Genomic DNA, 25,558 nt, shown 5'->3' with positions numbered 1-25,558 from the left:
AAAAATGCCAGGCCGCTGATCGTTGACACAATAAAAAAAGAAAAAAAGGTGTGTCATATGGATTACTGCCGACAGCTACAGCAACCGACAGAAATCTAAAAACCATGCCCAATATGAACGAAAACAAACCGATTCTCATATTCTGAAGCGAGTGCTGTAATGGGTTTACTTAACTTACAATTTGAACCTCTTATTTTAAAAAGGCGCACGGGTTGCCATGCGCCTCCCTGCATTATTCCTTTTCTTTCAGTTCCCGAACCTCTTGTAACGGCAGACCCGTGATTTCCGCAACATCTTCTACGGAATGTTCTTTTTTCAAAAGCCTGACGGCAATTTCAATTTTCCCTTCCTTCTTTCCTTCTTTCAAATAATATTTTGCAAATGACGTATCTTTCATGGAAAGTCCCATTTGTTCCGCCTCCTTTTCCATAATGGGCTCTAGATCTCTAATCAGCTGCAGGTCTGCCTCCTCCGGCAGGCGAATAATATGGTCAATGAACACAAACAGTTTTTGAATATATTCCCTTTTCATCTCTTTACTTATCATTTTATCCTGTAAAAGCAGTCTTATCAATTTCCCCTTGTACTCGTATTGAAGATCAACGTTCTTTTTACTTTTAATCACATATAGTCCGGCTAGAACAGCCAAGGCAAAGGGATTTTGTGATTTGAGCAGGGCGGATTCTGATTGTGAGGCAATTCGGTAGGTGTTATAGTTGTAGGTCAGCTCTGTGCCAAGAAATTCATAACGGAATTGATCAGCATTGTACTTGGCTCGCTCCCCAGTGAAAAGGGCCAGCGCATAAATCTTTTGATCGTACAGATCCATAATCCGGTAAAAGGATTGGAACATCCTTTTCGGGAACATCTTTTTGTGGTCGCCTTGTACTTCAATATGGACATACACCCATTGTTCGCTGCCGTTCTTCAACTGGAGTTTAACTAATTTGTCGGCGACACGCTGATTGCTATCAGATTCAGGTAAAATGGTTTGTAGCTCTTGCTCAAGGAATTCGGGCGGGACGGTAAAATCTACAAGCTCAAATAGATCAGGAGAGAAAAATAGAAGAAACTCTTCAAACAGTTCAGTGATCACATCCTTCCACAGATAATCGTAATCAGGGTTTTCAACCTTCAATCACACCAACACCTTTCTATGAGTATTCATTTTAACAATTCGATAAATTCCACCCAAATCCTTCTTTTTGACAATTGCCATCTATCCCTTTCAAAGTACAAGCTTTTGCCTTATCCTATTTACAAGATAGTGATACCAAATCGGGAGGCTGTTCCATGTCCAATCCATTTTTAGAAAAAATCGAACCTTATTTGCTCAGTGATCAAAAAATTGTCCAGGAATTTGTTCTCCAAGCGTTAAAAGAATATCCTTTGACACCGGCAGAATGGACCAACAGAGTTCTGGAAATGGCACTTCATTCGGAAGAAAGGCGTAAAGACCTATTGCTCGGGTGCAAACCAAGTGCTATAAACGAAAACTCCATTCCCCTTTTATTGAACCTGTTAAAGGTAACGGAGAAGCAAAGACGGCACTTGATCATCGAGTATTTTAAACACTTGCAGCCGGAAATCATTATGGAACATGAACAGGAGCTATCATCCGTTTTTGGCAAGGATGTTTTCGCCTTTCATCAATTTTTGATTCATGCTGATGAAAATGAGCTTTGGAATGAATATGACGCTGTGCTTTCATTACTGGAGTCAAAGGAATTTTATGATCATCAACTATATTTCCAGGCAAAGCAGATTCAGGACAAACTGCTGCTAAACCAATGGTATGACGTAAAACACATCGATAACATCCTGGATAATGAACTAAACCGTTCATGGTTTTCATTTCGGGGCCTTCTGGCCGTCCGTGCAGCCAGTATATTAAAAGTTGAAAAGTATATTCCTGTTTTAGCTGGAGTATTGGAAAAGGACGACGATATTCTGCTGGAGGAAACAACCGATGCTTTGTCGATGTACCAATCGGATCAAGTGGCAGAAGCAGTGGCACCATTTGCAATGAAGGATGAAACCTCAATCTTTGCCAGCAGCGTTCTGGCAAACACAAAAACCAAACAGGCGGAAGAAGCACTATTTTCAAGCTATCAGCATTTGGATATGGACGGCAAGGCCATGGTGATTGAGGGGTTAGCCCATCACTTGTCCGAAAAAGCTTTTCCATTGATCGAGGACTATATCAAAAGCGGCTATACCACCCGGCTATTTGAGATGGAACCTATCTACTATGGCCTACACACAGTGCTGGGTAAAAACCATCCAAATATGGAAAAGTGGAAAGCGGACTACGAAGAACAGGAAAAGCGCTTTAATGAATTAAGGCTTAATATGCCGGCATTCAAGACACCCAAAATTGGAAGGAATGAAAAATGCCCCTGCGGCAGCGGAAAGAAATACAAGAAGTGTTGTGGTGCGTGAGTTTGTAGAATGAGCGGCGCACGGATTAAGAGATTTATTGGAGTCGGGCCTTTTGGGGCTTGGCTCTTTTCTTGTTGAGGGTAGCGCTTACCAGACCAACGGCTTGGCGTGGAACAAACATGTGAAACAAGATTATTCGGAGATTTTCAGGCACTCGGCCACTCACAGGTACCATAGAATTGTCCCTGTGGACAGTCCTGAATAAAGACATCGGATAATACCACCTCTGCCATATTTCAGAGCCACCTATGACACGATTTAGAGCCACTTCTGCCATAACTGAGCCACCTCCTATATAATGGATTTGCACTTCAGTGTGTAATTCATTATATAGGAGGTTTTTTAGTGATTAAATATCGTGAAATCCTTCGGCTTCATGCCCAAGGAGTAAGTCAAAGGGGGATCGCTTCCAGCTGCTCCAGTTCAAGGAATACCATAAGTGATGTCTTGAGCAGGGCAAGAACTCAAGGGATTACCTGGCCCTTTGAAAAGGATATGTCAGATGCGGAGCTTCAGGAACTTTTGTACCCGGAGAAGGATGCTTCTTCCGGTTTTAGGAGAAAACCGGATTGTGAACATATTCATAAGGAATTGGCTAAAAGTGGAGTCACTCTTTCTCTTTTATGGGAGGAGTACTGTTTAAGCTGCAGGGCAAATAAGGAAATTCCATACAGTTATCGACAATTCTGTCGATTTTATCATGCGTACGCCTCGAAAACGAAAGCAACGATGCGAATTAGGCGAAAACCAGGAGAACTGTTGGAGGTGGATTGGGCAGGACAAACCATGCAAATCAAAGACAATATTACCGGTGAAGACATACCTGCGTATGTATTTGTTTCAGCCCTTCCGTGCAGTCAGTATGCATATGTAGAAGCTTTCCTGTCCATGGACACGGAAAGTTGGATTACAGCACATATACATGCTTTTCAGTTCTACGGCGGTGTGACAAGGATTATTGTGCCGGATAATCTAAAAACAGGCGTAGTGAAAGCCTCTCGGAACGAACCTACGATTAATCGTATCTATCAAGAGATGGCGGAACATTATAACACGACAATTATTCCGGCAAGGGTTCGCCATCCTAAAGATAAGGCAAGCGCTGAAGGTACTGTAGGTAACATATCAACTTGGATTATCGCTTCCCTTCGCAACCAGCAGTTTTTCTCCATAACGGAGCTAAACCTGGCCATTAAGGAGAAATTAACGGAGTTTAATACAAAGCCCTTTCAGAAAAAGAAAGGAAACAGGCTTACCGCATTCACGGAAGAGGAAAAATTCGCCTTATTCCCATTGCCTGTTTCTCCATATGAAATAGCTGCTTGGAAAAAAGCAACCGTACAATATGATTATCACATACATCTGGATAAAATGTACTATTCCGTTCCATATGATTATATTAAACATCGGGTGGATGTACGCCTGACGAAAGATATTGTAGAGATTTTCTATAATCATTTTAGGGTTGCATCTCATAAAAGGTTATACGGAGAAGCCGGACAGGCAAGCACTAACCCGGATCATATGCCCGACAAACATAAGCAGTTTATTAATTTCAATCGCGAATATGTCTTGGACTGGGCTGATTCCGCAGGAATGCATATTTTAACCACTGTTCGAAGTATCTTATCGTCTTATAAAACAGAAAAACAAGGTTTGAAATCATGCATTGGCCTAATGAAATTGGCAGATAAGCATTCGATGGAACGTCTGGAAAATGCGTGTGAGAGAGCCTTGACCTATACGCCAAGACCGACACTCAAAAGTATCCAAACGATATTGAAGACTGGCCAAGATAAACTGCCGACAAATGACTCGTCAGATACAGTAGAGAAAACCGGGGGTTCCTTTGGTTTTACCCGTGGAGCTGCCTATTACGGGGGAGAAAGAAAATGACGAAAGAAACAACATTGACAAAGCTAACTGAAATGCGCATGTCTGCCATGGCAGAAACCTTTCAGGAACAATTAAGAAACCCTGAATATCAGGAAATGACATTTGAAGATCGTTTTGGATTGCTTGTGGACATGGAGTGGTCACGCCGGCAAAACAATAAACTGGAACGTCTTATTAAAAGCGCACAATTAAGTAATAATCAGGCGTCCATTGAGGATATTGAATATCATCCGGACAGAAAGCTAGATAAATCTCAAATATTGCGGCTGGCTAACGGGAATTACATTGAAGAACACCATAACATCATTTTAAAAGGTGCGTCTGGGAATGGAAAGACATACCTGGCTTGTGCATTTGGCATAGCTGCCTGCCGCCAGCTTTATAAGGTGAAATATGTTCGATTGCCCGATCTTCTTGATGAATTGGCGGTGGCCAGGGGCGAAGGTATATTCCGAAAAGTGATGAAGCAATACAAAAAAGTCAACCTCTTGATTTTAGATGAGTGGCTATTAACCCCGTTAAAAGGAAATGAAGCACGTGATTTATTAGAAATCATTGAGGCAAGGCATAGAAACGGGTCAACTATCTTCTGTTCTCAATTCGATCCTAGAGGCTGGCATGAAAAGATTGGGGAGGAAACCCTGGCAGATGCCATCTTGGATCGCATTGTCCATGACTCTTACAACATCCTTATTGATGGAAATGTATCTATGAGAGAAAGACATGGGTTAAAAGCATAGAAATGGACCAGTTAGCAAGTGTTGAAAGCGCCTTCCTTTTTAATTCGTCCGAATATACACTCGCACATAACGGCAATGTGAAAGCAGGGCCTAATATAGGATTAGCAAAAAAATAATTAATAAAAGGTGCGTTTATAAATGGATTATTACATGACAATCTCCGAAGCTATCAAACTACTTCACAACCATGAGATTGAATGCGATGAGAAGGATGTACTGCAATGGATAACTGAAGGGAAAATCATAGCCACAGAAAACGGTAAGGACTATGATATTGATGAACTAGCAGTCCTAGACTTTTTAATAGATTTAAGTCTCATTGGGACTGCCTATGAAAAAGGAATTGATGATCAAACCAAAATTGAGCGACTACTGGCTGAGGTGAAAGAGTTACACCAAGAAGTTGATCAGTTGAGACGTGAAAAAATGGAACTTGAATATGAATTAGGGATAATCCCATTTTAGTGATTATAGACATTCCCCCGGCCGGGGGAATGTCTATAATGCATTTAGTGGCTCACCCATGTCATAGGTGGCTCTATTTTATGGCACAAGTGGCTCAAAAAGATGGCATAGCCGGCTCTATCCCATGGCAATATTCAGTCCGGCACCGGTACCTCTATTCTTCTCCCGCCTCTATTAAAACCTGAGAATAAAGGGATTCGGATAGGAAAATCCCTTCAGCAATTAACTTATCCAGAAGTGGCTTTACATGCTTTATTTTTCCTCTCCGCTTAGCAAGCAAAAGAATACCAACCGTACCAATTGGACGTAATAAAAAGGTTTTGGCCAAAATTCTTGCATCTCGCTCATCGATGAGTACGGTTTGCAATCCCAATTCCTTAGCCCCAACAATAACTTCCAATTCTCCTTCATGCAGCTTTCCGTACAGGGTATTGACTAATCGTTTATTTTTCACCTCAATGACCTGGAAAGTTCCGGTCTCAATCAACTGTTTTAAATCATCACAACCATATGACCTGGTCGATTTGCCATATACAACTTCGTGAAAAACTGCATCAGGAACATATACATCATCGAACAGTTCCCCTAACAGTGATAATTTCCCAAGGATGGATAAACTAATAATAGGCGTCGAGTTAGTAATAATTTTAGCCATCATTCTCCTCTTTAGATGACATCAGCTCACTAATAGCTTGTCGGTCATCTTGCAAATGTTCTTCCGTATATTCCATCCAAGGGAGGTTTTTGGATTTCAATAAGTCAATAAAGTCTTCTAAAGGCATTTCAGCCAGCTCTGCCGCCCGGGCTAATGTTACTTGCTTTTCAGCAAACATTCCGATTGCCAAAGAAACTTTCACCTTTGCATCAATATCTTGTCCCTTGGCACGATTGATAAACGGCAAAAACGTCTTAGGCAGGTTGACTTGAAAATATTCCATCGCCATTTTTTTCACCTCACTGAATTATTATCATTATTGTAATGCATTACGAACAAGGAAGGAAGGGCTTAAACGACCACCTGCTAAAGGAGGATTTTCTATGAATGATGAAAAATCATGAATAGATTCTTTGTGTTGGCACGAATTAAATCTAACCCTGGAGGAAAAACTTGCCCGCGAAGCATGGATGAAAGCAATACTCGATGAGGCAGCTGCCGTCCGTGAAGCGAAACTGCGTGTGCAGGAGGCACGGGAAAAAGCGATACAGGACGAAAAAGAAGAGACAGCACGCAGACTCCTTAAAATGAAAACGGTTGTCCCATCCGTTGCGGGGATCACTAGAGTTACCAAAAAGCAGGTGATTGAAATCCAAAAGGAGATGTAGGATTAAGTAGTCTTATACATGTACGGCAATGGATAGCTGAAGGGAAAATCATAGACACAGAAAATGGTGAGGACTATGATATTGATGAACTGACAATCCTAGACTTTTTAATAGATTTAAGCCTCATCGGGACTGCCTATTGTCTCAGCTTACCTTCTTCCCTGTTAATATCCAGCCAATCAAATCGTCCCGGTTATATAGATGAACCCCATTTGATTTCGCCAATGTCCGAGCAGCTTTTGTATAATAACTATTGGTAATGACCCAGGCTTCAGCTGCATTGTAATGCAGCATGGATGTCCCCACTTCCTGAACCGCTTTGATCCCGACATTGTTTTTATATCTTTTCGCCTGGACAACGATGACCTTTCCCCCTGTGGATGTCAAAACCAAATCTGCTCCGAAATCACCAGTCGACTTCGTTAATCTGACTTTGTATCCCTGCCTCCTAAGCAGTTCCGATAAATATTCCTCGAATTGGCGTCCAGTCATTTCATCAATTTGTTGTATGCCTGATTTAAGCAACTTTTTTTGATGAAAAAACTGTTTAATTATCAATGTGATTGCATACAAAAAAAGCAGCCCAAACAAGGCCATTAAACTTTTTGATAAACTGCTTGTTTTAAAATATGTCCATAATCCCAACAATACAAAGCCCGGGAAAATGATCTCTTCGAACATAGTCTTCTTTTTTCGCATGAAACCCCTCCATTTTTGTGTAATTTCCTTAGTCTGAGTACAATTATATCATTCAACGGTTTGGTTTATTTGGCTATTCTGTAAAGTTTCCAGAATAATGTTTTAAAATGGGTATAGTATTAAGAAAGTTTCGTTTGTTTCCTTTTTATGTCTTTTGTTTCCTTTCTGAATAATTTGTACTGAGGCGAGGGGAGTGAAAAAACATATGGCTGTAAAAACGGGAGCTGTTTTTAAAGGCATCTCTGATGCCATGACCCAATTTGAAAAAGAAAATATCAGTGAAAACGCCAAGCACTATGTACACCTGCTCCATCAATCCATCGAAATCGAACAAGAGAATGAAATGTTTTATCTGGAACTGAACAATGATGAAAAAAATGAAGTAGAACATGTACTTGAAGACATTTTCCGTACTAGATTGCCAGAATATTTGCCGGTAACAGAAGTAGCACAAATCTTGAATGTCACGCCCCAAATGGTAAGAAGATATTGTGCTGAAGGGAAGATACAAGCAAAACAGCGCTCGGAGAATTCCGGCAAATGGCTTATTCCAACAGAACAATTTTTGGCAAAACCTGAATTTGCCAAATACCTTAAACAGAAAGAATTGAATAGAATGCAATCAATGAAAGCAATTGATCTTGTGTTGCAGGGCATTGTCGAAGAAGAGGAAGAGAATTAAATGCCAAACAATTTTCTTTCGGAAAAGAAATAAATGCTGGGTACAAACATTTTCAGATATAAAATAGACTCAAGCTCCCACTATAGAGATGGGGCCAAAAAAATTCCGAAATGGAAAATGGCGAGAGTGAGATTTTTATCCCTCACAAAGTGTTAAGGAGCTTGAAGTCCGATCCTACTCTATGATGAAATTATCCATAAGGTTAGAATAACTAGATATATTTTCTGATGTTACTAATAACCATCAACAGTAGCCGCTTTACGTGCTACGTCATTAATCAATTTCCTTTGCGAATGATCAATTGGCATAGATGTATATTGCAGGTCTTTGCAAGAAATTGTGTAAAGTTCTTTATAAGTGTAAATATATACATGATCAAAAAAATGCTTCATTTTTCTATACTTGTATTCCTCAATAAAACTGATTAAGTTTTGTACCTCAGTCTCTTCCTCATACTCTGCAAATAAAAATAAATTATTTTCATTAAAAAATTGAAACCCGTCTTTATTTAAAGCTTTTAACTTCTTAGTATATGCAGTTTTTGTATCATTACCGGTTCCCCAAACTGCAGCAGGCATTATATACTCAATAATTCCTTCATTGTCTACATTTAAAAACACTTCTTTTTCCCTCAATAAATCTTTCTTTTTAGAAGAAAGGCTATTAAAACTTTTTCCTCTGAGTTCTATAAATTGTGCCAATCCATATCTAATTCGCTCTAACAAAGACCCGGTTACCTCAACACCTATGTCCTTCATCTCGATTTGTATATCCGGCTTATCTTTTAAAAGAGCTCCTTCATATTTTTCAGGATAAAAATGTAATAATACTTGCCTAGCATATTCTTCTCTGTATATTTTTTCATTTAATTTACGTATCGATATCCCTCCAAGATGATCAAATATATCCAGTACAGCAATCATAAGGCTCATTATTTCAGTATCTTATTATTTATCTTAGCAAGTCAGAAAAGTAAAAATACAGTATTACAATGGCTTTAAGGCGGGAAGCTGCTTAGTGCCTATCATCTTGATGTTTTTTTAATATTTTCCCTGCTTTTCCAGCTTTGCCACCTGAGTGTTTAGCCATATAAATGCTCCTTTCACAAAATGGGTATTCTTCACCTGTAAAAAAATCCATCTGCTTAGTTTCTCTTGCATCTTTTTTACATTTTTCACTCTTATAAATAACTCTATCATGAAACACAATATATTGTATATAAAACCTATATTATTCTGCATTTTGTGGTTTAACAAGATGGAATTTGTTATAATAATCATCAAACAAATGTTTCGTCAGGGGGTATAAATGGTGAATAATTATCACTTCTTTGCTCTTATGACCGGTAAACTTTTAGGAGATGGATGCATTACAAAGCAACAGGGTAGAAAGCCCCGCTTTCAATTTATGCACAAGAAGGATGATATGGATTGGGCATGGTATTGCTTCGAAAAATTAAAGGATTTTATTCCGTTAAATCCTCCAGTTTATAAAAGGGTGAATGACAAAAGACTAAGGGAGGGGTTCTCTGAAGCATTTTTTGTACAGTCGAAAACAGACGAGCTAATTACCTTTATGGAATCCATTTGGTATAAAAACCGCAAGAAGGTTTTACCGGTTGATTTTATTGAGAAATACTTCAATGTGGAAGCTCTCGTATGGTGGTATCAGGATGACGGCCATTTAAAACTTGATGCAGGAATCCCAAGAAAAATAGTCTTATCTACCGATAGTTTTACCATTGAGGAGAATAGGTTTCTAATAAAGCTTCTGGAAAGAAAATTCAAGTTGTTGTTTTCATTGGATGGGCAAAATCGACTTATTCTATATGATCAGGTACAAATTATATATTTCCTACAACTGGTAAAACCTTTTATACATCCCACCATGAATCATAAGCTTATTTATAACATGCCGCTTAAACAACTGCCGCTCAGAACTACCATCTATTTATCCAGCAATATTGTTTTAATAAAGCCCACCAGAGAAATTAACGAGGCATTACATAAGCTTAAACAGTTAGACATTTTGAATACAGAACCCCATTTACTTCTTCAATTTTACAAAGAAAATATTAATTGGTTGAGAAGAAAGAGAATACTTAATTCATACCAAATAAAGATTAGTGAACATAACCGATTCAACCTAAGCGTTATTCGCCAAAGCACAGGATTATCAATAAGTCAGGCTGCGGAATGGTGCTTTAAACAAAGTTAGAGTGCCACCATGCCGCTATACTAGGCACCCTACTCAACCTAGTTGGCTGAATGACGCCATTAAACTAAAATCGAATTCGCCAAGATGTCCCCCAATTAATCGCAAATCACAACCTTCTGTGCATATTTCTCGCGTTTATTTCCACTAGCAGTAATCAATTCTATTTGGTTAGTAATATTGGATGTATTTGCCAAGTACATTTTTTTGCAATACAACACGTTTCGTTTGCACCTTGAGCCATGAAAAAATCCTCCAACACCGGGCGTGTTTTATGGAGTTCTGATTGTGACAGCATTTATCCTTATTGTTCTGCACGTTCCCTTTCGTAACGTTCAGTTATAATTCTTTTAAAGTTATCCCATTCATTAAGAACTTCTACCATCTGTTCATTAATGTCAACTATAGTCGGAACATACAGGTTACTTATTGCTGATTGAATTGTAATTTCTATGGTTTCATCCCACATATCTATTTTCCTAGAATGGAAACCCTTATAGTCAGGATTAGCAATGTCTCCAATTTCCCCGGCAACATGGTTTAACTTGGTAAGGAAATCAAAATAATATTTACGGTTTAACCCATCATAGAATGGTCCTTTCCAACGATTCCAATGCTCAGTTAAAGTGTCAACTAAAATTGCCCAGCCATTATGAACTCTATTATAAGACAAAGTCTCTTCATCTATTTTTTTTAACCGTTCTATTATGTCATTAATGTTGTTCATTTCTTTATATTCATTAGATGTAATAGCGAATTTATATTTTTTTAGTTCCTTGGGGCTTGTTTCTTTAGATAAATCCTTAACATCCTTAATTCCAAATACTCCAATAACAATTCCAAGAGCAAGGATTGTAAAACCGTCGCCGAGCAAGGTTGTATATTTAAAGATAATAGTTTCAGAAAGAAACATGAATAGCAACGATGTCAAGAAGCACAAAAAGGCAATTATTAAAGAGGCATTTTGTGCCTTTTTATATTTAAGAATTTCAAAAAGATCTGCGATGCTTGTTAAAGCGGCAACGGCAGAAAATAAAACAATAACGACTCCTGACACACTGACCCCCAAAAAACGTAACACTGCTACTATTAAGAGATATATTCCTATTCCAATAACAAAATAGGGCGTTTTCAAAGTAACCCCTCCATTTTTTCCCAAGCTATACTTTTTCAATTAAAAGAGACCCTAGCATAACTAGAGTCCCCTTTAATTCTTTTAACGAAGAAGCTGTAAAACTCCCTGCGGCTGCTGATTTGCTTGAGCCAACATCGCTTGCGCTGCTTGAGAAAGGATGTTGTTCTTGGTGAATTCCATCATTTCTTTCGCCATCGTGCGAACATTTGCTTTCACAAATGACCAGACTATATCTTCACCCTCTAGGATTCTAGTAGGGGTCGGGCACTTCGGATCCACAATGCTGATGGACATTGTTTCACCTATGGATTTCATCATCGTAGCAAAGCCTTAGATGGTCTATCCTAGTCGTTGAACCTTCTCCACTCTTTCGAGACAGGAGCTTGGCTGCTGATTGCCCAATCTTTTCTTTTTTCACACCATCACGGTTGTCGTTTCCAACTTCGTTGTGGTAAGAAAAGCTCTAAGGGGTTTCCAGCAATTCACCCGATCATAATCGCTAGCCGTTACCAGCTAGGACGACTGTGCTTGTTACTGTCTAAGCAGCTAAAGCATAATCTACGTCACGGATACGTGATTCGGCTGCACTTAAATTCTCTGAAGATGTACCCAGATTATTTATAGTGTGTTCTAAACGATTCTGGTAAGCACCAAGCTTTGAACGCTCAGCAGACACTTTTTCAATTGCATCATTGATAGTAGTGATAGCTGAGTCAGCAGCACTTTGGGTAATAATACCACCAGAGGCAGTAGAAGGATCAAAGTCATCAGCATCGACGTCAACAGTTAGATCATTAATGGATAAACCGGTTGTGGACATATCAGCTATTGAAAGTTCAATGCTTTGGCCTTCATTAGCACCGATGTGGAATTTACCAGTAAAGCTTCCATTTAACAATGTCTTGGTGTTAAATTCTGTATCTCCAGAAATACGATCAATTTCTTCTAGTAATTGATTAAATTCTTTTTGAAGTTCTGTTCTGTCTACTTCATTATTCGTATCATTAGCAGACTGTACTGCCAATTCACGCATACGCTGAAGGATGCTGTGTGTTTCGTTCAATGCACCTTCTGCAGTTTGGATTAAAGAAATGCCATCTTGTGCGTTCTTCGTAGCCATGTCCAAACCACGAATCTGTCCGCGCATTTTTTCAGAAATTGCTAGTCCTGCAGCGTCATCTCCTGCACGGTTGATACGAAGGCCTGAAGAAAGCTTTTCCAAAGAGCCTTTTACTGCTGTGTTGTTTGCTGATAGCTGGCGGTATGTGTTTAACGCCGAAATATTGTGATTGATGATCATAATCAATCAACCTCCCTGTTTTGTTTTACAGGCACATCCCTTTGCCTGTTTGATTTATTACAACCTGGATAGGTTATAACCGATTTTTGCGCTGCTCCCCGTAAATCTCTTCACGGTAGATCTGAATGTGTTTTGGAGCTTCGATTTTCAAGCGAAGCATGCCGTCATCCTTGATTACTTCTATTCGCATTTGGGTGTCATCCTGGCTGTTCTCCAAGATGATCGCTTCTCCCACTTTTCTTCCTACTACCAACGCCATGGCTGATCATCCTCCCTGATGATTCACTATTTATATCGGCAGGGCCATGGAATGTTTAACGTTTTTGATAAAATTTTTTCCTTCAAATTAAAAACGCTCCATCCCTCAAGGACGAGCGTTTCATTTTTATGATTTTACTGCCGGTGAGACGAGTTTTCCCGTACCTGCAAATTTCTTCTGAAAAGCCCGGTACGCCCTGCCGTTCCAATAAAAGAAGTAACTGATCGGGCCGCCGCGCTTCATGATTTTTTTTGCCAGTGCCCTGACGCTGGCCTGCTTGTTCACTTTGCGGTCGGAAAGATAAACTCCAAGCAAACCGCGGTTGATCAGCTTGTGGAATTTCCTGTCAGGCAAATGTTTCGTGTGCCTATCGGCTTCCTCAATGAAATGGATGAAGCGGTTCAGCATTTCCTCTTCATTTTTATAATAAAAACAGAAGTTCAAGTCCCCGCCTTCCCTGTCCTCATCCTGATCAATGAAATAATCAAGCAAAATATGGAGCCCTTGAATATACGGAAAGTACCCTTCACGGATCATTTCCGCATGCTCTTCTTCGAAATCGTCTCTCAAAGCATAGGAAACGAGGCAAAAAATGCCGAGCGTCGATCCCGAACAGGCTGAAAATTCATGCCAACCCATCTTTGGAAGAACGCGCTCGTGTTCGGCAAACCACTTCTTGAGACGCTCTTCCCTTTCTTCCTTGCAAACATGCTTATGTATTTGCAAATCGCAATAATACCTGCAAAGTTCAAGCAAGTGAGGCTTGATGATTTCATAATGAGGCACCCTGTCAAGGACAGACTGGCACGTTTTCATCAAATCGGCCAAATATTCTCCGTCGTCTTTGTCATCACGAAAGCGATAATAATCCCGCTCCGATGCGCCCACCGTCAATGCGTCTTCCATGGATTCATGCAGAGCCGCAAAATCCTCCGGATCCAGTGAAGTGCTCCTGTCGCACAGATTATCCAAATAATCGCTGATCGTCTGATAAGCCACGATGAATTTAACGGCATCCTGTTTATGTTCCAAAGCGGCAAGGGCCAAGATTGCCCCGCCTTCGCAGTGAAAAGTTTTATATTGTATACTTGCCTGAGCCTGCCGTCTCAGCTCCTCGTTTGGAATCGCTCCCGCCCGCTCTTTCCAGTAGGATAACTCCATATGAACTGCCGGCATGATTTCCCGGTAGACCTTATTCATGAGCGATATAGGATGGGTTGGCAGCATAAATGATATCACCTGACTTACTTTTTATTATTGAAGAAGCCGCAGCCGAAGTTCGGCAAAGCTTTTTGCATAGTCAAAAATCATTTCTCTTTCCGGTTCATTGAATATTTCATGATAACATTTCGGCCATTCCTTATAAAGCTTTTCGGATATGGAAAGCCCGTTAAACCAATTTTGCACATCGATTTTATTCACAATTTTATCATCTCCGCCCTGCATAACCAAAAGAGGAACATCAGGAAAATTCGAAATGTTTGTGAAGGCTTCTTTCATCGCCTTTAAAAGCTCCCTGTACCAGCGGACCGAAACCTTCGTCACAAACAGGCTGTCATTCAATGCGCGGTCTTTCGCATCGCGGTTGCGCGTGGCAAGGTCCACATCCAAATGACTGTCTACCTTCAGCTCGGGAGCAATCCAATTCAGGCCGACTGACAACGCGTTGATCGGCATAGGCGGATAGTTGGCTAACCCAAGGCACGGTGATGACAGGATCACTCCTGCTATATCCTGTTTTTCTTCCTGAAGCAGCCTGATGACTGTCAAACCGCCCATGCTGTGTCCAAGAAGAAAAACGGGCAAACGATATTTCAGCGCTTCCTGTAACCACTTCTTCACTTCCGTCACATACTCATCAAATGAATCAATATGCCCTCTGTGCGATCTTGTTGTCAGCCCCTGGCCCGGCAGGTCCCCCATCACGACGTGAAAACCGCTCAACACCCACATATTCCTAAGCCAGCTGTAACGCCTGTGATGCTCCATAGCTCCATGGACAATGATGATGACGCCCCTGGCTTTTCCTTCCGCTTCCCATTTCCGCATTATCCAGACTCCTTTTCCCATTCATCTAATGCTATTCTACCCTTTTTCTGCCAAAGAATCTCTCTTATACATAGAGGCCTACGCAGTTTTTCGCTATGATAGAATTATAAAGTTAATGAAAGGATGTTTGTTATGGCTGTCTACCCATATAAGGGAAAGTCTCCCAAGATTCCTTCTTCGGTATTTATCGCCGATTATTCCACCATTACGGGGGATGTCGTCATCGGGGAGAATTCCAGCGTTTGGTTCAACTGTACAATCAGGGGTGACGTAGCTCCAACCATTATTGGAGAAAAAGTCAATATTCAGGACAATTCCGTCCTGCATCAAAGTCCGGGAAACCCTCTGATCATTGAAGATGAAGTCACAGTTGGGCACCAGGTGATTTTGCATAGCTGCGTCATAAGGAAAAAAGCTTTGATCGGCATGGGGTCCATCATTTTGGACAAAGCGGAAATCGGAGAAGGAGCGTTTATCGGGGCCGGAAGTCTTGTGCCGCAAGGAAAAGTCATCCCTCCAAACACCGTCGCTTTCGGGCGTCCGGCCAAAGTGATCCGGGAAGTGAACGAAGAAGACCGTGCCGAAATGATCCGCATTTCAAAGGAGTATGCCGAAAGAGGCCTCTATTATCAAGCTATGCAAAAAGATACATAAAGGTTCAAATACTTTTCACACAAAACAGTGGAATGTTGTCCTTATTTGCCGATGTAATTCATAATGGAGTATTTAAAAAAGGAGATTCTATATGAATGCATGGCCAATTTCGTTAGCTGTAATTTCTGGTTTTGTACTCATTCTTCTTTTGGGAAAACGAAGTTCTTCCAAGGCGTTTGTTGCCTTTTTTATAGCTGTTTGCACATTCATTCTCGTTCTATTTAATACGATTGATGAGGCAGATAATCAAAAAGCAACGGCATCCCAGGAAATTCAGCAAAACAATGATATTCAGCTGGTTGAAATAAAAGATAAGGTTTTATTGGACTTCCCCGTCATTGAGCAGCTGCCTGAGCTTCCTCGCGGCTGTGAAGTCACTTCACTTGCCATGCTCCTTGAAAGCGCAGGAACAAAGGTTGATAAAATGACGCTTGCCAAAGAAGTGAAGAGAGATCCGGCTCCTTACGCAGTGAAAAATGGAAAAGTATATTTCGGAAATCCCCATAGAGGATTTGTGGGGGATATGTATGACTTCAGCAAGCCGGGGCTTGGCGTATACCACGAACCCATCATGGAGCTGGGGGAAAAGTATCTGCCTGGAAGACTGGTGAATTTGACGGGTGAGTCGTTTGAGGAATTAAAAATTCCGCTGTCTGACGGGAGGCCTGTTTGGGTCATCATCAATGCCGAATACCGCGAGCTGCCTGATTCTTATTTTGAAACATGGGAAACCGATTCCGGGCCTGTTAAAATTACAAAGAAAGAGCATTCCGTCCTGATCACGGGGTACGATCAAAAAAATATATACTTCAATGACCCCCTTACAGGAAAGAAAAACAAAAAAGCACCCATCGGCGATTTCGAGAAATCGTGGGTGCAAATGGGCAGCCAGGCGCTCACCTATAATTATGAGTGAGCAACTGCTGCCATTTCTTTTTCAAAATTGTATCGTTCCTCTATAAATACCGCATGCCAGACCATGAATACAAGCACCGTCCAAATTTTGCGGCTGTAATCCATTTTCCCCTGGCAATGATCTTCCAACAGTTTCAAAACATACTGTTTGTTGATCAAATGGTCCGTTTCGCTGTTTTTAATGATATCCTTCGCCCAGTCATACATTTCATCCTTCAGCCAGTGACGGATCGGCACCGGGAAGCCGAGCTTCTTGCGGTTCAACACATGGTCCGGGACAATTCCTTCCGCCGCTTTTCTCAAAACATATTTTGTTGTTCCGTTTGCGGTTTTGAGGCTCGTTGGAATTGTGGAAGCCAATTCGAATACCTTTATATCAAGGAATGGCACCCTGAGTTCGAGTGAGTGAGCCATCGTCATCCGGTCCGCTTTCAGTAAAATATCGCCTCTCATCCAAGTGTGGATATCGATAAACTGCATCCGTTCAACAGGGGCATATCCTGCCGATTCTGCATAAAGCGGCTTTGTCACATCAAGATAGCTGATATCAGGATGGAAATGATTTAACAATTCTTTTTTCTCGTCTTCCAAAAACATTTTTGCGTTTCCGATATAGCGCTCTTCCATCGGTGTTACACCGCGCTCAATAAAGCTTTTTCCTTTAACGCCTTCAGGCAATGTTTTGGCGAGCGACCTCAAAAGAGCCTTGCCCACTTCCGGAATTTTATCGAACATTTCAAGAGATTGCGGCTCCCTGTAAATATTATATCCGCCAAAAAGCTCATCTGCTCCTTCTCCTGAAAGAACGACCGTTACATGCTTCCTTGCTTCTCTTGCAACAAAATAGAGCGGTACGCAGGCAGGATCAGCGAGAGGATCATCCGCATGCCACATAATTTTAGGCAGCTCTTGCATGTATTCCTCCGGGCTGATCACATAGCTGATATTTTCAACGCCAAGCCTGTCAGCTGTCTCTTTTGCTACATCAATTTCGCTGAAGCCGTCGCGTTCAAACCCGACCGAGAATGTTTTAATGTTCGGATGGAACTGTTTAGCAATTGAAACGATGATGGAAGAATCGATTCCGCCGGAAAGGAATGAACCGACCGGCACATCACTGCGCATATGGATATTGACCGAGTCAAACAAAACATCCCTGATTTCCTTGATGAAATCTTCTTCGGGCTTATGCTGGACCGGCTTAAAGTTTGCTCTCCAGTAGCGGTTAATGTTCATGGATTCGCCCGGTTTTTTCGTAAAATAATGGCCGGGCTCAAGCTTCTTAATATGGCGGGTCATCGTTTCCGGCTCCGGAACAAACTGATAGGTCATATATTGCTGAAGAGCTTCGGTATTCAGTTCTTTTTTATCCATGGCAAGCAGGATGCTTTTCTTTTCTGATGCAAAAAACGAACGGTCTTCTTCCTCTATATAAAAGAAAGGCTTGATTCCAAACGGATCCCTTGCTCCGAACAATTCCTGTTCTTCCTTATCCCAAATCAAAAAGGCAAACATGCCGCGTAGTTTTTCCACGGCTTTTTCTTTTAAATCACTGAACAAAGCGATAATGACTTCAGTATCTGAGTCTGTTTCAAATGTGTATCCTTTTTTTGCCAGCTCTTCACGAAGCTCGACAAAGTTATATACTTCTCCATTAAAAATAATCCAATAGCGCTCGTTTTCATAAGAAAGCGGCTGGCTTCCGCTCTCAATATCGATGATGCTCAGCCTGCGGAAGCCGAACTGGACATATTCATCCTGAAAATATCCTTCATCATCAGGTCCGCGGTGAGTGATAATATTGTTCATTTGCTGAAACTTTTGGTCAGTCTTTGCTTCTTCTCTTGCATGATGATGCATGCACCCGATAAAACCGCACATGTAAGTGTCACCTACTTAATAAGATTCAAGCGTTGTGAGTATAATCTGCACACCTTTTTTATATTATCATTATTTGCCTCACTTTGGCAGTTTTATTGCGATAAATTTAGAAAAACGTAAGCGAACTCTGATTAGAAAAGTGGAAGATGTCTGATTAGCGGATTTTCGGAAGGCATTCCGGGTCTATGACTACCGAACATGCGGTCAAACCCGATACTCGGGAGGTATTGCGGGTCTATGCCTACCGAACATGCGATCAAACCTGATACTCGGAAGGCATTCCGGGGCTATGACTACCGAACATGCGATCAAACCTGATACTCGGGAGGCATTGCAGGTCTTTACTGCAAAAATAGGGGTACCCAAGAATTGCAAGCCTTCCATTCAAAAAGCGAAGATGCCGATCGCACCTTCGCCTTTTTCTTTAAATTGATGTAGAGCGGATCAGCGCCTCCGCTTTGTCCGTTCTTTCCCATGGCAGATCAATATCCGTACGGCCAAAATGGCCATATGCCGCTGTCTGGCGGTAAATCGGCCTGCGCAGATCGAGCATGAGGATGATGCCGGCCGGACGAAGGTCGAAGTTTTCCCTGATGGCCTTCACAAGCTTTTCTTCCGAAACTTTTCCTGTACCAAAAGTGTCGACCGAAATGGAAACAGGCTGCGCAACACCGATCGCATAGGCAAGCTGCACTTCGCATTTATCGGCAAGTCCTGCTGCTACAATGTTTTTGGCAACGTAGCGAGCAGCATAGGCAGCAGAGCGGTCAACTTTAGTGGGGTCCTTTCCTGAGAAAGCTCCTCCGCCATGGCGGGCATATCCGCCATACGTATCAACAATAATTTTTCTTCCTGTCAGCCCCGCATCACTTTGCGGGCCGCCGATTACAAAGCGTCCGGTCGGATTAATGAAGTATTTCGTTTCATCATCAAGCAGTTCCGCAGGCACGACAGGTTTGATGACATGTTCCTTAATATCCGCTTTGATCTGCTCAAGTTCGACTTCAGGGTGATGCTGAGTGGACAAAACGATCGTATCAATTCGCACCGGTTGGTTATTTTCGTCATATTCAATAGTGACTTGGGTTTTTCCATCAGGCCTTAAATAAGAAAGAATGGATTCTTTCCGCACATGGGCCAGCCTTCTTGAAAGTTTATGAGAAAGTGAAATAGGCAGCGGCATAAGCTCCTCGGTCTCATTGCACGCAAAACCGAACATGAGGCCCTGGTCCCCTGCACCGATCGCCTCGATTTCCTCTTCGCTCATATTCCCCTCTCTTGCTTCAAGAGCCGTGTTCACTCCTGCTGCTATATCAGGAGACTGCTCGTCGATGGATGTGATGACCGCACACGTTTCAGCATCAAATCCATATTTCGCACGTGTATAACCGATTTCTTTAATTGTGTCACGGACAATCTTCGGAATATCCACGTAAGTCGTCGTCGTAATTTCTCCGGCAACGAGCACCAGCCCTGTAGTCACGGATGTTTCACAGGCAACCCGGGCATTGGGATCTTCTTTAAGAATCGCATCCAATATCGCATCAGATATTTGATCACAAATCTTATCCGGATGTCCTTCTGTAACAGACTCTGAGGTAAATAAATGCCGAATTTTAGACATCAAAGCTCCTCCTTTTGGTGCGTGTTCAAAAAGCTGCCAAACAAGCCAACAAAGAGATTCGCCGCTCATCATTTGGATTTTTTGAACAACCTCTTTTACAGTGATAAAATAATTTTATACATTCAACGGTACTCTGTCCTTTTTATAGAAGCACATTTGATTAAAATAAAAAACCTTTCCTGACATGAAGTTGAGGAAAGGTTTAGTTGATGTGTTCCGAGCCTTTCACTCTTATCGCCCAAGGCTTTTCGCCTTGCTACAGGTAAGCACCTTTCCGTCTGCAAAGCAGGACGGCAGGTTGCCGGGCTTCAAAGGACCTGTTTCCTCCGCCATCTCAGGATAAGAGTATCCGTTCAACTCAAAATCATAACTTACATCATAAATCAATGTCAACCGGGAAAGTTAAGAAATAGGCTTATTTTTACCATTCCCTTCAAAAATAAAATCCATTTAGTCAAATCCTGTTCAAGAAATAATGCAAAATTAGTATAGACTAATCAATTAAATGTGTTATACTATTTCTCAAGTAAACGTAAAGTTAAATATTTAAACAAAGGAAGGGTAAACATATGAGTTCAGTAGGCATCAAAAGCGAATTAGCGCAATTATTGAACGGACAGAACGTTCATACGCAGTTATCAGTACCACAGCTTGTCGAGAAGGTCCTGAGCCGTAAAGAAGGGGTTCTGACAACTTCTGGTGCCGTTCGTGCCGAAACTGGTAAATATACAGGCCGCTCCCCTGAAGACAAATTCATCGTTGATGAACCGTCTGTCACAGACAAGATCGATTGGGGTTCTGTGAACCAGCCGATTTCATCTGAGGTATTTGAAAAACTGTATTCAAAAGTTGTTTCCTACTTACAGGAAAGGGAAGAAATCTTCGTATTTAAAGGATTTGCAGGTGCTGATGAAAAATACCGCCTGCCGATTCAGGTCATCAACGAATATGCCTGGCACAACTTGTTTGCCCACCAATTGTTCATCCGCCCTACCGGCGAAGAATTGGCTGACCATGAATCGAAATTCACTGTCATCTCTGCACCCGGGTTTAAAGCAGATCCTGCAGTTGACGGTACAAAATCAGAAACATTCATCATCGTCTCATTCGAGCGCCGTATCGTATTGATCGGCGGTACAGAATATGCAGGCGAAATGAAAAAATCCATTTTCTCCGTCATGAACTACGAACTTCCGGAGGCGGATATTTTATCCATGCACTGCTCCGCGAACGTTGGCGCTGAAGGCGATGTCGCCCTCTTCTTCGGACTGTCCGGAACAGGTAAAACAACCCTTTCAGCCGATCCGAACCGCCGCTTGATCGGCGATGACGAGCACGGCTGGTCTCCAAACGGCGTTTTTAACGTCGAAGGCGGATGCTATGCAAAAACAGCAGGATTATCTTACGAAAAAGAACCGCAAATCTATAATGCCATCACATTCGGCTCTGTTTTGGAAAATGTCATTGTCGATCCGGAATCACGCGAGCCTCTTTATGATGACACATCACTGACTGAAAATACAAGGGCTGCATACCCAATCCAAGCCATCGACAATATCGTGGAACCAAGCATTGCGGGACATCCATCTGTCATCGTATTCTTGACAGCTGACGCATTCGGAGTATTGCCTCCAATCAGCAAGCTGACAAAAGAGCAGGCAATGTACCACTTCCTTAGCGGTTTCACATCCAAGCTTGCCGGAACAGAGCGCGGAGTCACTTCACCTGAAGCAACATTCTCCACATGCTTCGGTGCACCGTTCCTGCCTCTTCCTGCAGCACGTTATGCAGAAATGCTCGGTAAGAAAATCGATGAGCACGGCGTTCAAGTTTTCCTCGTCAACACTGGCTGGACCGGGGGCTCATACGGCGTAGGCAAGAGAATGAATCTTGCTTACACTCGTGCCATGGTTCAGGCTGCTTTAAACGGCGAGCTTGATAACGTGGAAACAGCGAAAGATGAAGTATTCGGCCTTTCCATTCCGCTTCACGTACCAGGTGTACCTGACGAAGTATTGCAGCCGATCAAAACATGGGACGACAAAGATGCATACAGAGCAAAAGCAAAAGAACTTGCAGGAAAATTCAAAGATAACTTCAAAAAGTTTGACCATGTCGACAAATCCATCGCTGAACTGGGTGGGCCGGCTGTGAAATAAAATAAAATAAAAGTCAACTGCACCTTCAATTGTGCCTACAATAAAAGGTGCGGTTTTTTTATGTCGGATTGGTAATACTTTTAACACAATTTCAGGAGTCACAAACCACTGGAAAAGTTATAATAAATATTAAATGAGCTTTAAAACTTAACATTCAGGCCCGGTATCTAATGCCCTACCAAGGGCTGGTTCATCGAAACCGGGCATTGGCTACGCGGCCCAATGACCGCGGAATGATGTTCATGTTAAGTTCATTTGATACAGAAAGTGATTATTACATAATAGAGCAATCAAAGTGGAGGGGATTAAATGGCAACTACTTTAAATCGAAGCAACTTACTGGATGATCAAGTTCTTTTGGAGGACTGGCTTGTTGCTTGCCGTTCCGTTGATGTGAAAGAGCAGCCCATCCAAATTAAATTGATGGGTGAAAGATTGGTTATTTTTAGGAACAGCAAAGGCGTGCATGCTTTCAAGGATCTGTGCTGCCACCGCGGTGCGGCCTTATCTTTGGGAGAAGTGAAGAATGATTGCATCGTCTGCCCTTACCACGGCTGGGAATACGATGAAACCGGCGCTTGCGTCCACATCCCGCAGTTGCCGGAAGGCCGGAAAATTCCAACACAGGCAAAAGCCTTCAAATACAGCTGTACAGAAAAGTACGGGCTAATCTGGGTCAATTTTGCAGGAAACGAGCCGGAGATGTTCCGCCATTCCGAATCGGAAGACGACTCTTTCCATCATGTCATTTGGGGACCACAAGAAGCAAAAGCGAAGCCGCCGCGCGTTGCGGAAAACTTCCTTGATGTCGGCCATCTTGCCGTTGTTCACGAAGGCTCCCTAGGATCTGAAGAACACCGCGAAATCAAAGACTATAAAGTCCACGAAAAAGATGGACGGATCTATTCAGATGAAATCCCTGTCTACCAGCCTGACGCGGATGGGACCGGCAAAGCGAAGGTTATGTATTATACGTATGAAATCCTTCGCCCTTGTACGGTGAAATTTTCCAAAAGAGATCCTGAAGATGACTCAATTATGTCCATTACATTTACCATCAGGCCCGTCGATGAGGAGACTTCCGTCGCATACGCTATCGAATCATTTAATTATGATACGGGATTGACGGATGAACAGATCGTTTCCTTCCAAGATGAAATCTTTGAAGAGGACAAGCCAATCATCGAAAACCAAAAGCCGGAAGAGCTGCCACTTGATTTACAAGTCGAATTGTCGCTAGTATGCGACCGCATGAGCATCGCCTATCGGCAGTATTTGAAAAAGCTTGGTGTGAAATTGGGTGTGGAATAACGGTTGGAATTGTGATCGAGCAATGAACACTGATACTCGGTTGGGTACCTTGCTGCCTGAACCTTCATAAAGTGAGCTGGGACATCTAATGCTGAAAACTCCCGATGCAGCGGAAAAAGGAAATACTCAGGGGGCCAAGCGCGTTTACCTACCGAGCCAGAGGAAAAAAGATTAATCAGGAGGCTAAGCGCCTGTTCACCTACCGAAGCAGCGGAAAAACTGAATGTACGGTAAGCTAAGCTGCCCGTCACCTTACATACATTTAAATTTATTCGCCCTTTAAAAGAAAAAACCGTCAAGAAAGCAACGAAAGCTGCTCCTTGACGGTTTTGTTAATTGGCCGGAAAATACAACATCTGTAAAATAAAAATCACAGCGAATAAGTAGATGATCCAATGAATTTCTTTCCCTTTTCCGGTAGCTAATTTTAATAATGGATAAGTAATAAAGCCGATAGCAATCCCCGTTGCTATGCTTGATGTCAATGGCATGGCCATGATGACTGCAAAAGCCGGAAAAGCTTCATCGAACTTTTTCCATTTAATATGTGCCAGCCCGTCCATCATTAAACAGCCGACGATGATCAAGACAGGTGCTGTAATTGCCGCCACATTGGCAATAGCCCCGATGATCGGAGTGAAGAAGATGGATACGGCAAAAAATCCTGCCACAACAACAGTCGTCAGTCCTGTTCTTCCGCCCGCAGCCACTCCGGCTGAAGATTCGATATAGGCGCTTGAAGGGCTTGTCCCGAATGTTGACCCTACCATTGTTGCGGCCGCATCTGCAAACAAAGCCGGCTTAGCCCTTGGCAAGTGCCCGTTTTTCATGAAGCCGCCTTGTTCCGCAACCCCTATGATTGTCCCCGTCGTCTCAAAGATGGTTACCAACAGGAACGCGAATAATACCGAATAAATTCCTTGCTTGAAGACGCCAACTATATCCAAATCGAAGAAAACAGGTGTCGGCGGAGCGGATACCCATCCTGTGAATTCCAGCTGCCCAGTAAAATAGGCGATGAGCCCGGTGGCGGCCATTCCTAAAAATAATGCTCCTTTAATTTTTCTTGCCATCAATATCAGTGTAATAAAAAGTCCCACAATCGTTAAGGCTGTCATCGGATCGCGGATATTACCGAATTCAATGATATTTGCCTCGCCCGGGACAACAAGCCCGGACATCGTAAAGCCTAAAAATGCGATAAATAAGCCGATGCCGGCAGTGATTGCATACTTTAATGATTCAGGAATAGCACTGATTAATGTCTCCCTGAACTTTGTCAGGCTCAACAGGGCAAATATCGCCCCTGCCAGAAACACCGCGCCGAACACAACCTGGTACGAAATCCCCTGAGAAGCCACCACACTCGCAAAATAGGCATTCAAGCCCATCCCCGGAGCAACGGCAATCGGATAATTGGCAAAGAACGCCATAATCAACGTTCCGATAATGGACGAAATAATCGTCGCCATAAATACTTGTTCGAATGGGACGCCAGCAGCAGCATGAACAGCCGGGTTTACCACGATAATGTATGCCATCGTGAAAAACGTGGTTACGCCCGCTGTCAATTCTGTCCGGGCGTTTGTTTTGTTTTCCTTCAGTTTAAAAAGAGCCATTCAATACACCTCCTGAAATTGAGAAAACTTTTTAACCTCTTTGGCTAAAAGGTTTACATAAGGAAAATACCTTACTATTTTCAATGTATAAGAACACCTAATATCAAAAAGCAATTAATTATAACATAGGTAGAGTAGAAAACAGGAATTAGATATTGCCTTCTTTGTCCTCGGGTTTCAGGGTGTTCCAC

25 protein-coding genes, 1 pseudogene and 1 riboswitch are annotated in these 25,558 nt (G+C 42.1%); of the genes and pseudogenes, 11 read left to right on the top strand and 15 right to left on the bottom strand.

Annotated features, from left to right (window positions below; all coding sequences use genetic code 11):
* Positions 1 to 232: 232 nt before the first annotated feature.
* Positions 233 to 1,138: an RpnC/YadD family protein gene (locus FS666_RS13770; RefSeq protein ID WP_144462999.1), complete on the bottom strand. Its 906-nt coding sequence runs from the start codon at positions 1,136 to 1,138 to the stop codon at positions 233 to 235.
* A 155-nt stretch (positions 1,139 to 1,293) separates the two neighbouring features.
* On the opposite strand from FS666_RS13770, the gene FS666_RS20070 reads away from it, so the two are divergent.
* From FS666_RS20070 to FS666_RS13750, 4 genes are all read left to right on the top strand, one after another.
* Positions 1,294 to 2,442: an SEC-C metal-binding domain-containing protein gene (locus tag FS666_RS20070; RefSeq protein ID WP_222119375.1), complete on the top strand. Its 1,149-nt coding sequence runs from the start codon at positions 1,294 to 1,296 to the stop codon at positions 2,440 to 2,442.
* A 345-nt stretch (positions 2,443 to 2,787) separates the two neighbouring features.
* Positions 2,788 to 4,338: an IS21 family transposase gene (gene istA, locus FS666_RS13760; RefSeq protein WP_144462997.1), complete on the top strand. Its 1,551-nt coding sequence runs from the start codon at positions 2,788 to 2,790 to the stop codon at positions 4,336 to 4,338.
* Positions 4,335 to 5,078 (top strand): IS21-like element helper ATPase IstB, encoded by a 744-nt coding sequence (gene istB, locus FS666_RS13755; RefSeq protein ID WP_144462995.1) that lies wholly within the window; start codon positions 4,335 to 4,337, stop codon positions 5,076 to 5,078. The genes istA and istB overlap by 4 nt, the downstream gene beginning before the upstream one ends.
* A 138-nt stretch (positions 5,079 to 5,216) precedes the next feature.
* A complete protein-coding gene (locus tag FS666_RS13750; RefSeq protein WP_144462993.1) occupies positions 5,217 to 5,543 on the top strand; it encodes a hypothetical protein in 327 nt (108 codons plus the stop codon).
* 154 nt (positions 5,544 to 5,697) lie between these two features.
* Here the strand turns inward: FS666_RS13750 and FS666_RS13745 are convergent, their stop codons facing one another.
* Together FS666_RS13745 and FS666_RS13740 are read right to left on the bottom strand one after the other, a co-directional pair.
* Positions 5,698 to 6,198, bottom strand: a complete 501-nt coding sequence (locus FS666_RS13745; protein WP_144462991.1) for a PIN domain-containing protein — start codon at positions 6,196 to 6,198, stop codon at positions 5,698 to 5,700.
* Entirely contained in the window at positions 6,191 to 6,487 is a 297-nt protein-coding gene (locus tag FS666_RS13740; RefSeq protein WP_244943917.1) for a UPF0175 family protein, read from the bottom strand. The genes FS666_RS13745 and FS666_RS13740 overlap by 8 nt, the downstream gene beginning before the upstream one ends.
* A 181-nt stretch (positions 6,488 to 6,668) precedes the next feature.
* Between FS666_RS13740 and FS666_RS13735 the strand changes: the two genes are divergently transcribed.
* Positions 6,669 to 6,866: a hypothetical protein gene (locus FS666_RS13735; protein ID WP_144462989.1), complete on the top strand. Its 198-nt coding sequence runs from the start codon at positions 6,669 to 6,671 to the stop codon at positions 6,864 to 6,866.
* A 144-nt stretch (positions 6,867 to 7,010) separates the two neighbouring features.
* On the opposite strand, the gene FS666_RS13730 is transcribed toward FS666_RS13735, so the two are convergent.
* Positions 7,011 to 7,565 carry a restriction endonuclease gene (locus tag FS666_RS13730; RefSeq protein WP_244943916.1) on the bottom strand — a complete coding sequence of 185 codons (555 nt, stop codon included), beginning with the start codon at positions 7,563 to 7,565 and terminating at the stop codon, positions 7,011 to 7,013.
* Between the two features lie 205 nt (positions 7,566 to 7,770).
* Between FS666_RS13730 and FS666_RS13725 the strand changes: the two genes are divergently transcribed.
* A complete protein-coding gene (locus FS666_RS13725; protein ID WP_144462987.1) occupies positions 7,771 to 8,247 on the top strand; it encodes a helix-turn-helix domain-containing protein in 477 nt (158 codons plus the stop codon).
* A gap of 233 nt (positions 8,248 to 8,480) precedes the next feature.
* Here FS666_RS13725 and FS666_RS13720 read toward each other — a convergent pair whose 3' ends face one another.
* Both FS666_RS13720 and FS666_RS20485 read right to left on the bottom strand, forming a co-directional pair.
* Complete coding sequence (locus FS666_RS13720) at positions 8,481 to 9,179, bottom strand: hypothetical protein (protein WP_144462985.1); 699 nt, start codon at positions 9,177 to 9,179, stop codon at positions 8,481 to 8,483.
* An 82-nt stretch (positions 9,180 to 9,261) separates the two neighbouring features.
* Positions 9,262 to 9,387: a hypothetical protein gene (locus tag FS666_RS20485; protein WP_260842229.1), complete on the bottom strand. Its 126-nt coding sequence runs from the start codon at positions 9,385 to 9,387 to the stop codon at positions 9,262 to 9,264.
* Between the two features lie 171 nt (positions 9,388 to 9,558).
* On the opposite strand from FS666_RS20485, the gene FS666_RS13715 reads away from it, so the two are divergent.
* Positions 9,559 to 10,464: a hypothetical protein gene (locus FS666_RS13715; RefSeq protein ID WP_186310925.1), complete on the top strand. Its 906-nt coding sequence runs from the start codon at positions 9,559 to 9,561 to the stop codon at positions 10,462 to 10,464.
* Between the two features lie 301 nt (positions 10,465 to 10,765).
* Here the strand turns inward: FS666_RS13715 and FS666_RS13710 are convergent, their stop codons facing one another.
* From FS666_RS13710 to FS666_RS13685, 6 genes and pseudogenes are all read right to left on the bottom strand, one after another.
* Positions 10,766 to 11,635, bottom strand: coding sequence for an APC family permease (locus tag FS666_RS13710; protein WP_144462981.1), 870 nt, complete (start codon positions 11,633 to 11,635; stop codon positions 10,766 to 10,768).
* Positions 11,636 to 11,677: 42 nt separating this feature from the next.
* Positions 11,678 to 11,791 (bottom strand): annotated as a pseudogene (locus FS666_RS20325) (flagellin); the annotation flags it as partial.
* A 343-nt stretch (positions 11,792 to 12,134) separates the two neighbouring features.
* Entirely contained in the window at positions 12,135 to 12,896 is a 762-nt protein-coding gene (locus tag FS666_RS13700; RefSeq protein ID WP_144462977.1) for a flagellin N-terminal helical domain-containing protein, read from the bottom strand.
* 73 nt (positions 12,897 to 12,969) lie between these two features.
* On the bottom strand, positions 12,970 to 13,155 hold the full coding sequence (locus tag FS666_RS13695) for a carbon storage regulator (protein WP_144462975.1): 186 nt from the start codon (positions 13,153 to 13,155) through the stop codon (positions 12,970 to 12,972).
* A gap of 126 nt (positions 13,156 to 13,281) precedes the next feature.
* Positions 13,282 to 14,382, bottom strand: coding sequence for a tetraprenyl-beta-curcumene synthase (locus FS666_RS13690; RefSeq protein WP_144462973.1), 1,101 nt, complete (start codon positions 14,380 to 14,382; stop codon positions 13,282 to 13,284).
* A gap of 27 nt (positions 14,383 to 14,409) precedes the next feature.
* Complete coding sequence (locus tag FS666_RS13685) at positions 14,410 to 15,204, bottom strand: alpha/beta hydrolase (RefSeq protein ID WP_144462970.1); 795 nt, start codon at positions 15,202 to 15,204, stop codon at positions 14,410 to 14,412.
* Positions 15,205 to 15,336: 132 nt separating this feature from the next.
* Between FS666_RS13685 and FS666_RS13680 the strand changes: the two genes are divergently transcribed.
* Positions 15,337 to 15,858: a gamma carbonic anhydrase gene (locus FS666_RS13680; RefSeq protein ID WP_144462968.1), complete on the top strand. Its 522-nt coding sequence runs from the start codon at positions 15,337 to 15,339 to the stop codon at positions 15,856 to 15,858.
* 91 nt (positions 15,859 to 15,949) lie between these two features.
* Entirely contained in the window at positions 15,950 to 16,774 is an 825-nt protein-coding gene (locus FS666_RS13675; protein WP_144462966.1) for a C39 family peptidase, read from the top strand.
* Here the strand turns inward: FS666_RS13675 and asnB are convergent.
* Positions 16,765 to 18,654, bottom strand: coding sequence for an asparagine synthase (glutamine-hydrolyzing) (gene asnB, locus FS666_RS13670; protein ID WP_144462964.1), 1,890 nt, complete (start codon positions 18,652 to 18,654; stop codon positions 16,765 to 16,767). The two genes, FS666_RS13675 and asnB, sit on opposite strands and share 10 nt — an antisense overlap.
* Before the next feature lie 424 nt (positions 18,655 to 19,078).
* Positions 19,079 to 20,278, bottom strand: coding sequence for a methionine adenosyltransferase (gene metK, locus FS666_RS13665; protein ID WP_144462962.1), 1,200 nt, complete (start codon positions 20,276 to 20,278; stop codon positions 19,079 to 19,081).
* A 228-nt stretch (positions 20,279 to 20,506) separates the two neighbouring features.
* Positions 20,507 to 20,624, bottom strand: a riboswitch (SAM riboswitch).
* A 223-nt stretch (positions 20,625 to 20,847) separates the two neighbouring features.
* On the opposite strand from metK, the gene pckA reads away from it, so the two are divergent.
* Together pckA and FS666_RS13655 are read left to right on the top strand one after the other, a co-directional pair.
* The gene (gene pckA, locus FS666_RS13660; RefSeq protein ID WP_144462961.1) at positions 20,848 to 22,437 is read left to right on the top strand and encodes a phosphoenolpyruvate carboxykinase (ATP); all 1,590 of its coding nucleotides are present in this window, start codon (positions 20,848 to 20,850) and stop codon (positions 22,435 to 22,437) included.
* Positions 22,438 to 22,746: 309 nt separating this feature from the next.
* On the top strand, positions 22,747 to 23,748 hold the full coding sequence (locus tag FS666_RS13655; RefSeq protein ID WP_144462959.1) for an aromatic ring-hydroxylating dioxygenase subunit alpha: 1,002 nt from the start codon (positions 22,747 to 22,749) through the stop codon (positions 23,746 to 23,748).
* Between the two features lie 332 nt (positions 23,749 to 24,080).
* Here the strand turns inward: FS666_RS13655 and FS666_RS13650 are convergent, their stop codons facing one another.
* Positions 24,081 to 25,367 (bottom strand): NCS2 family permease, encoded by a 1,287-nt coding sequence (locus FS666_RS13650; RefSeq protein ID WP_144462958.1) that lies wholly within the window; start codon positions 25,365 to 25,367, stop codon positions 24,081 to 24,083.
* Between the last annotated feature and the right edge of the window lie 191 nt (positions 25,368 to 25,558).

It is taken from the genome of Siminovitchia fortis, assembly GCF_007681465.1.
Taxonomy (GTDB): domain Bacteria; phylum Bacillota; class Bacilli; order Bacillales; family Bacillaceae_C; genus Siminovitchia; species Siminovitchia fortis.
This window is presented reverse-complemented; position numbering and strand designations above follow the sequence as displayed.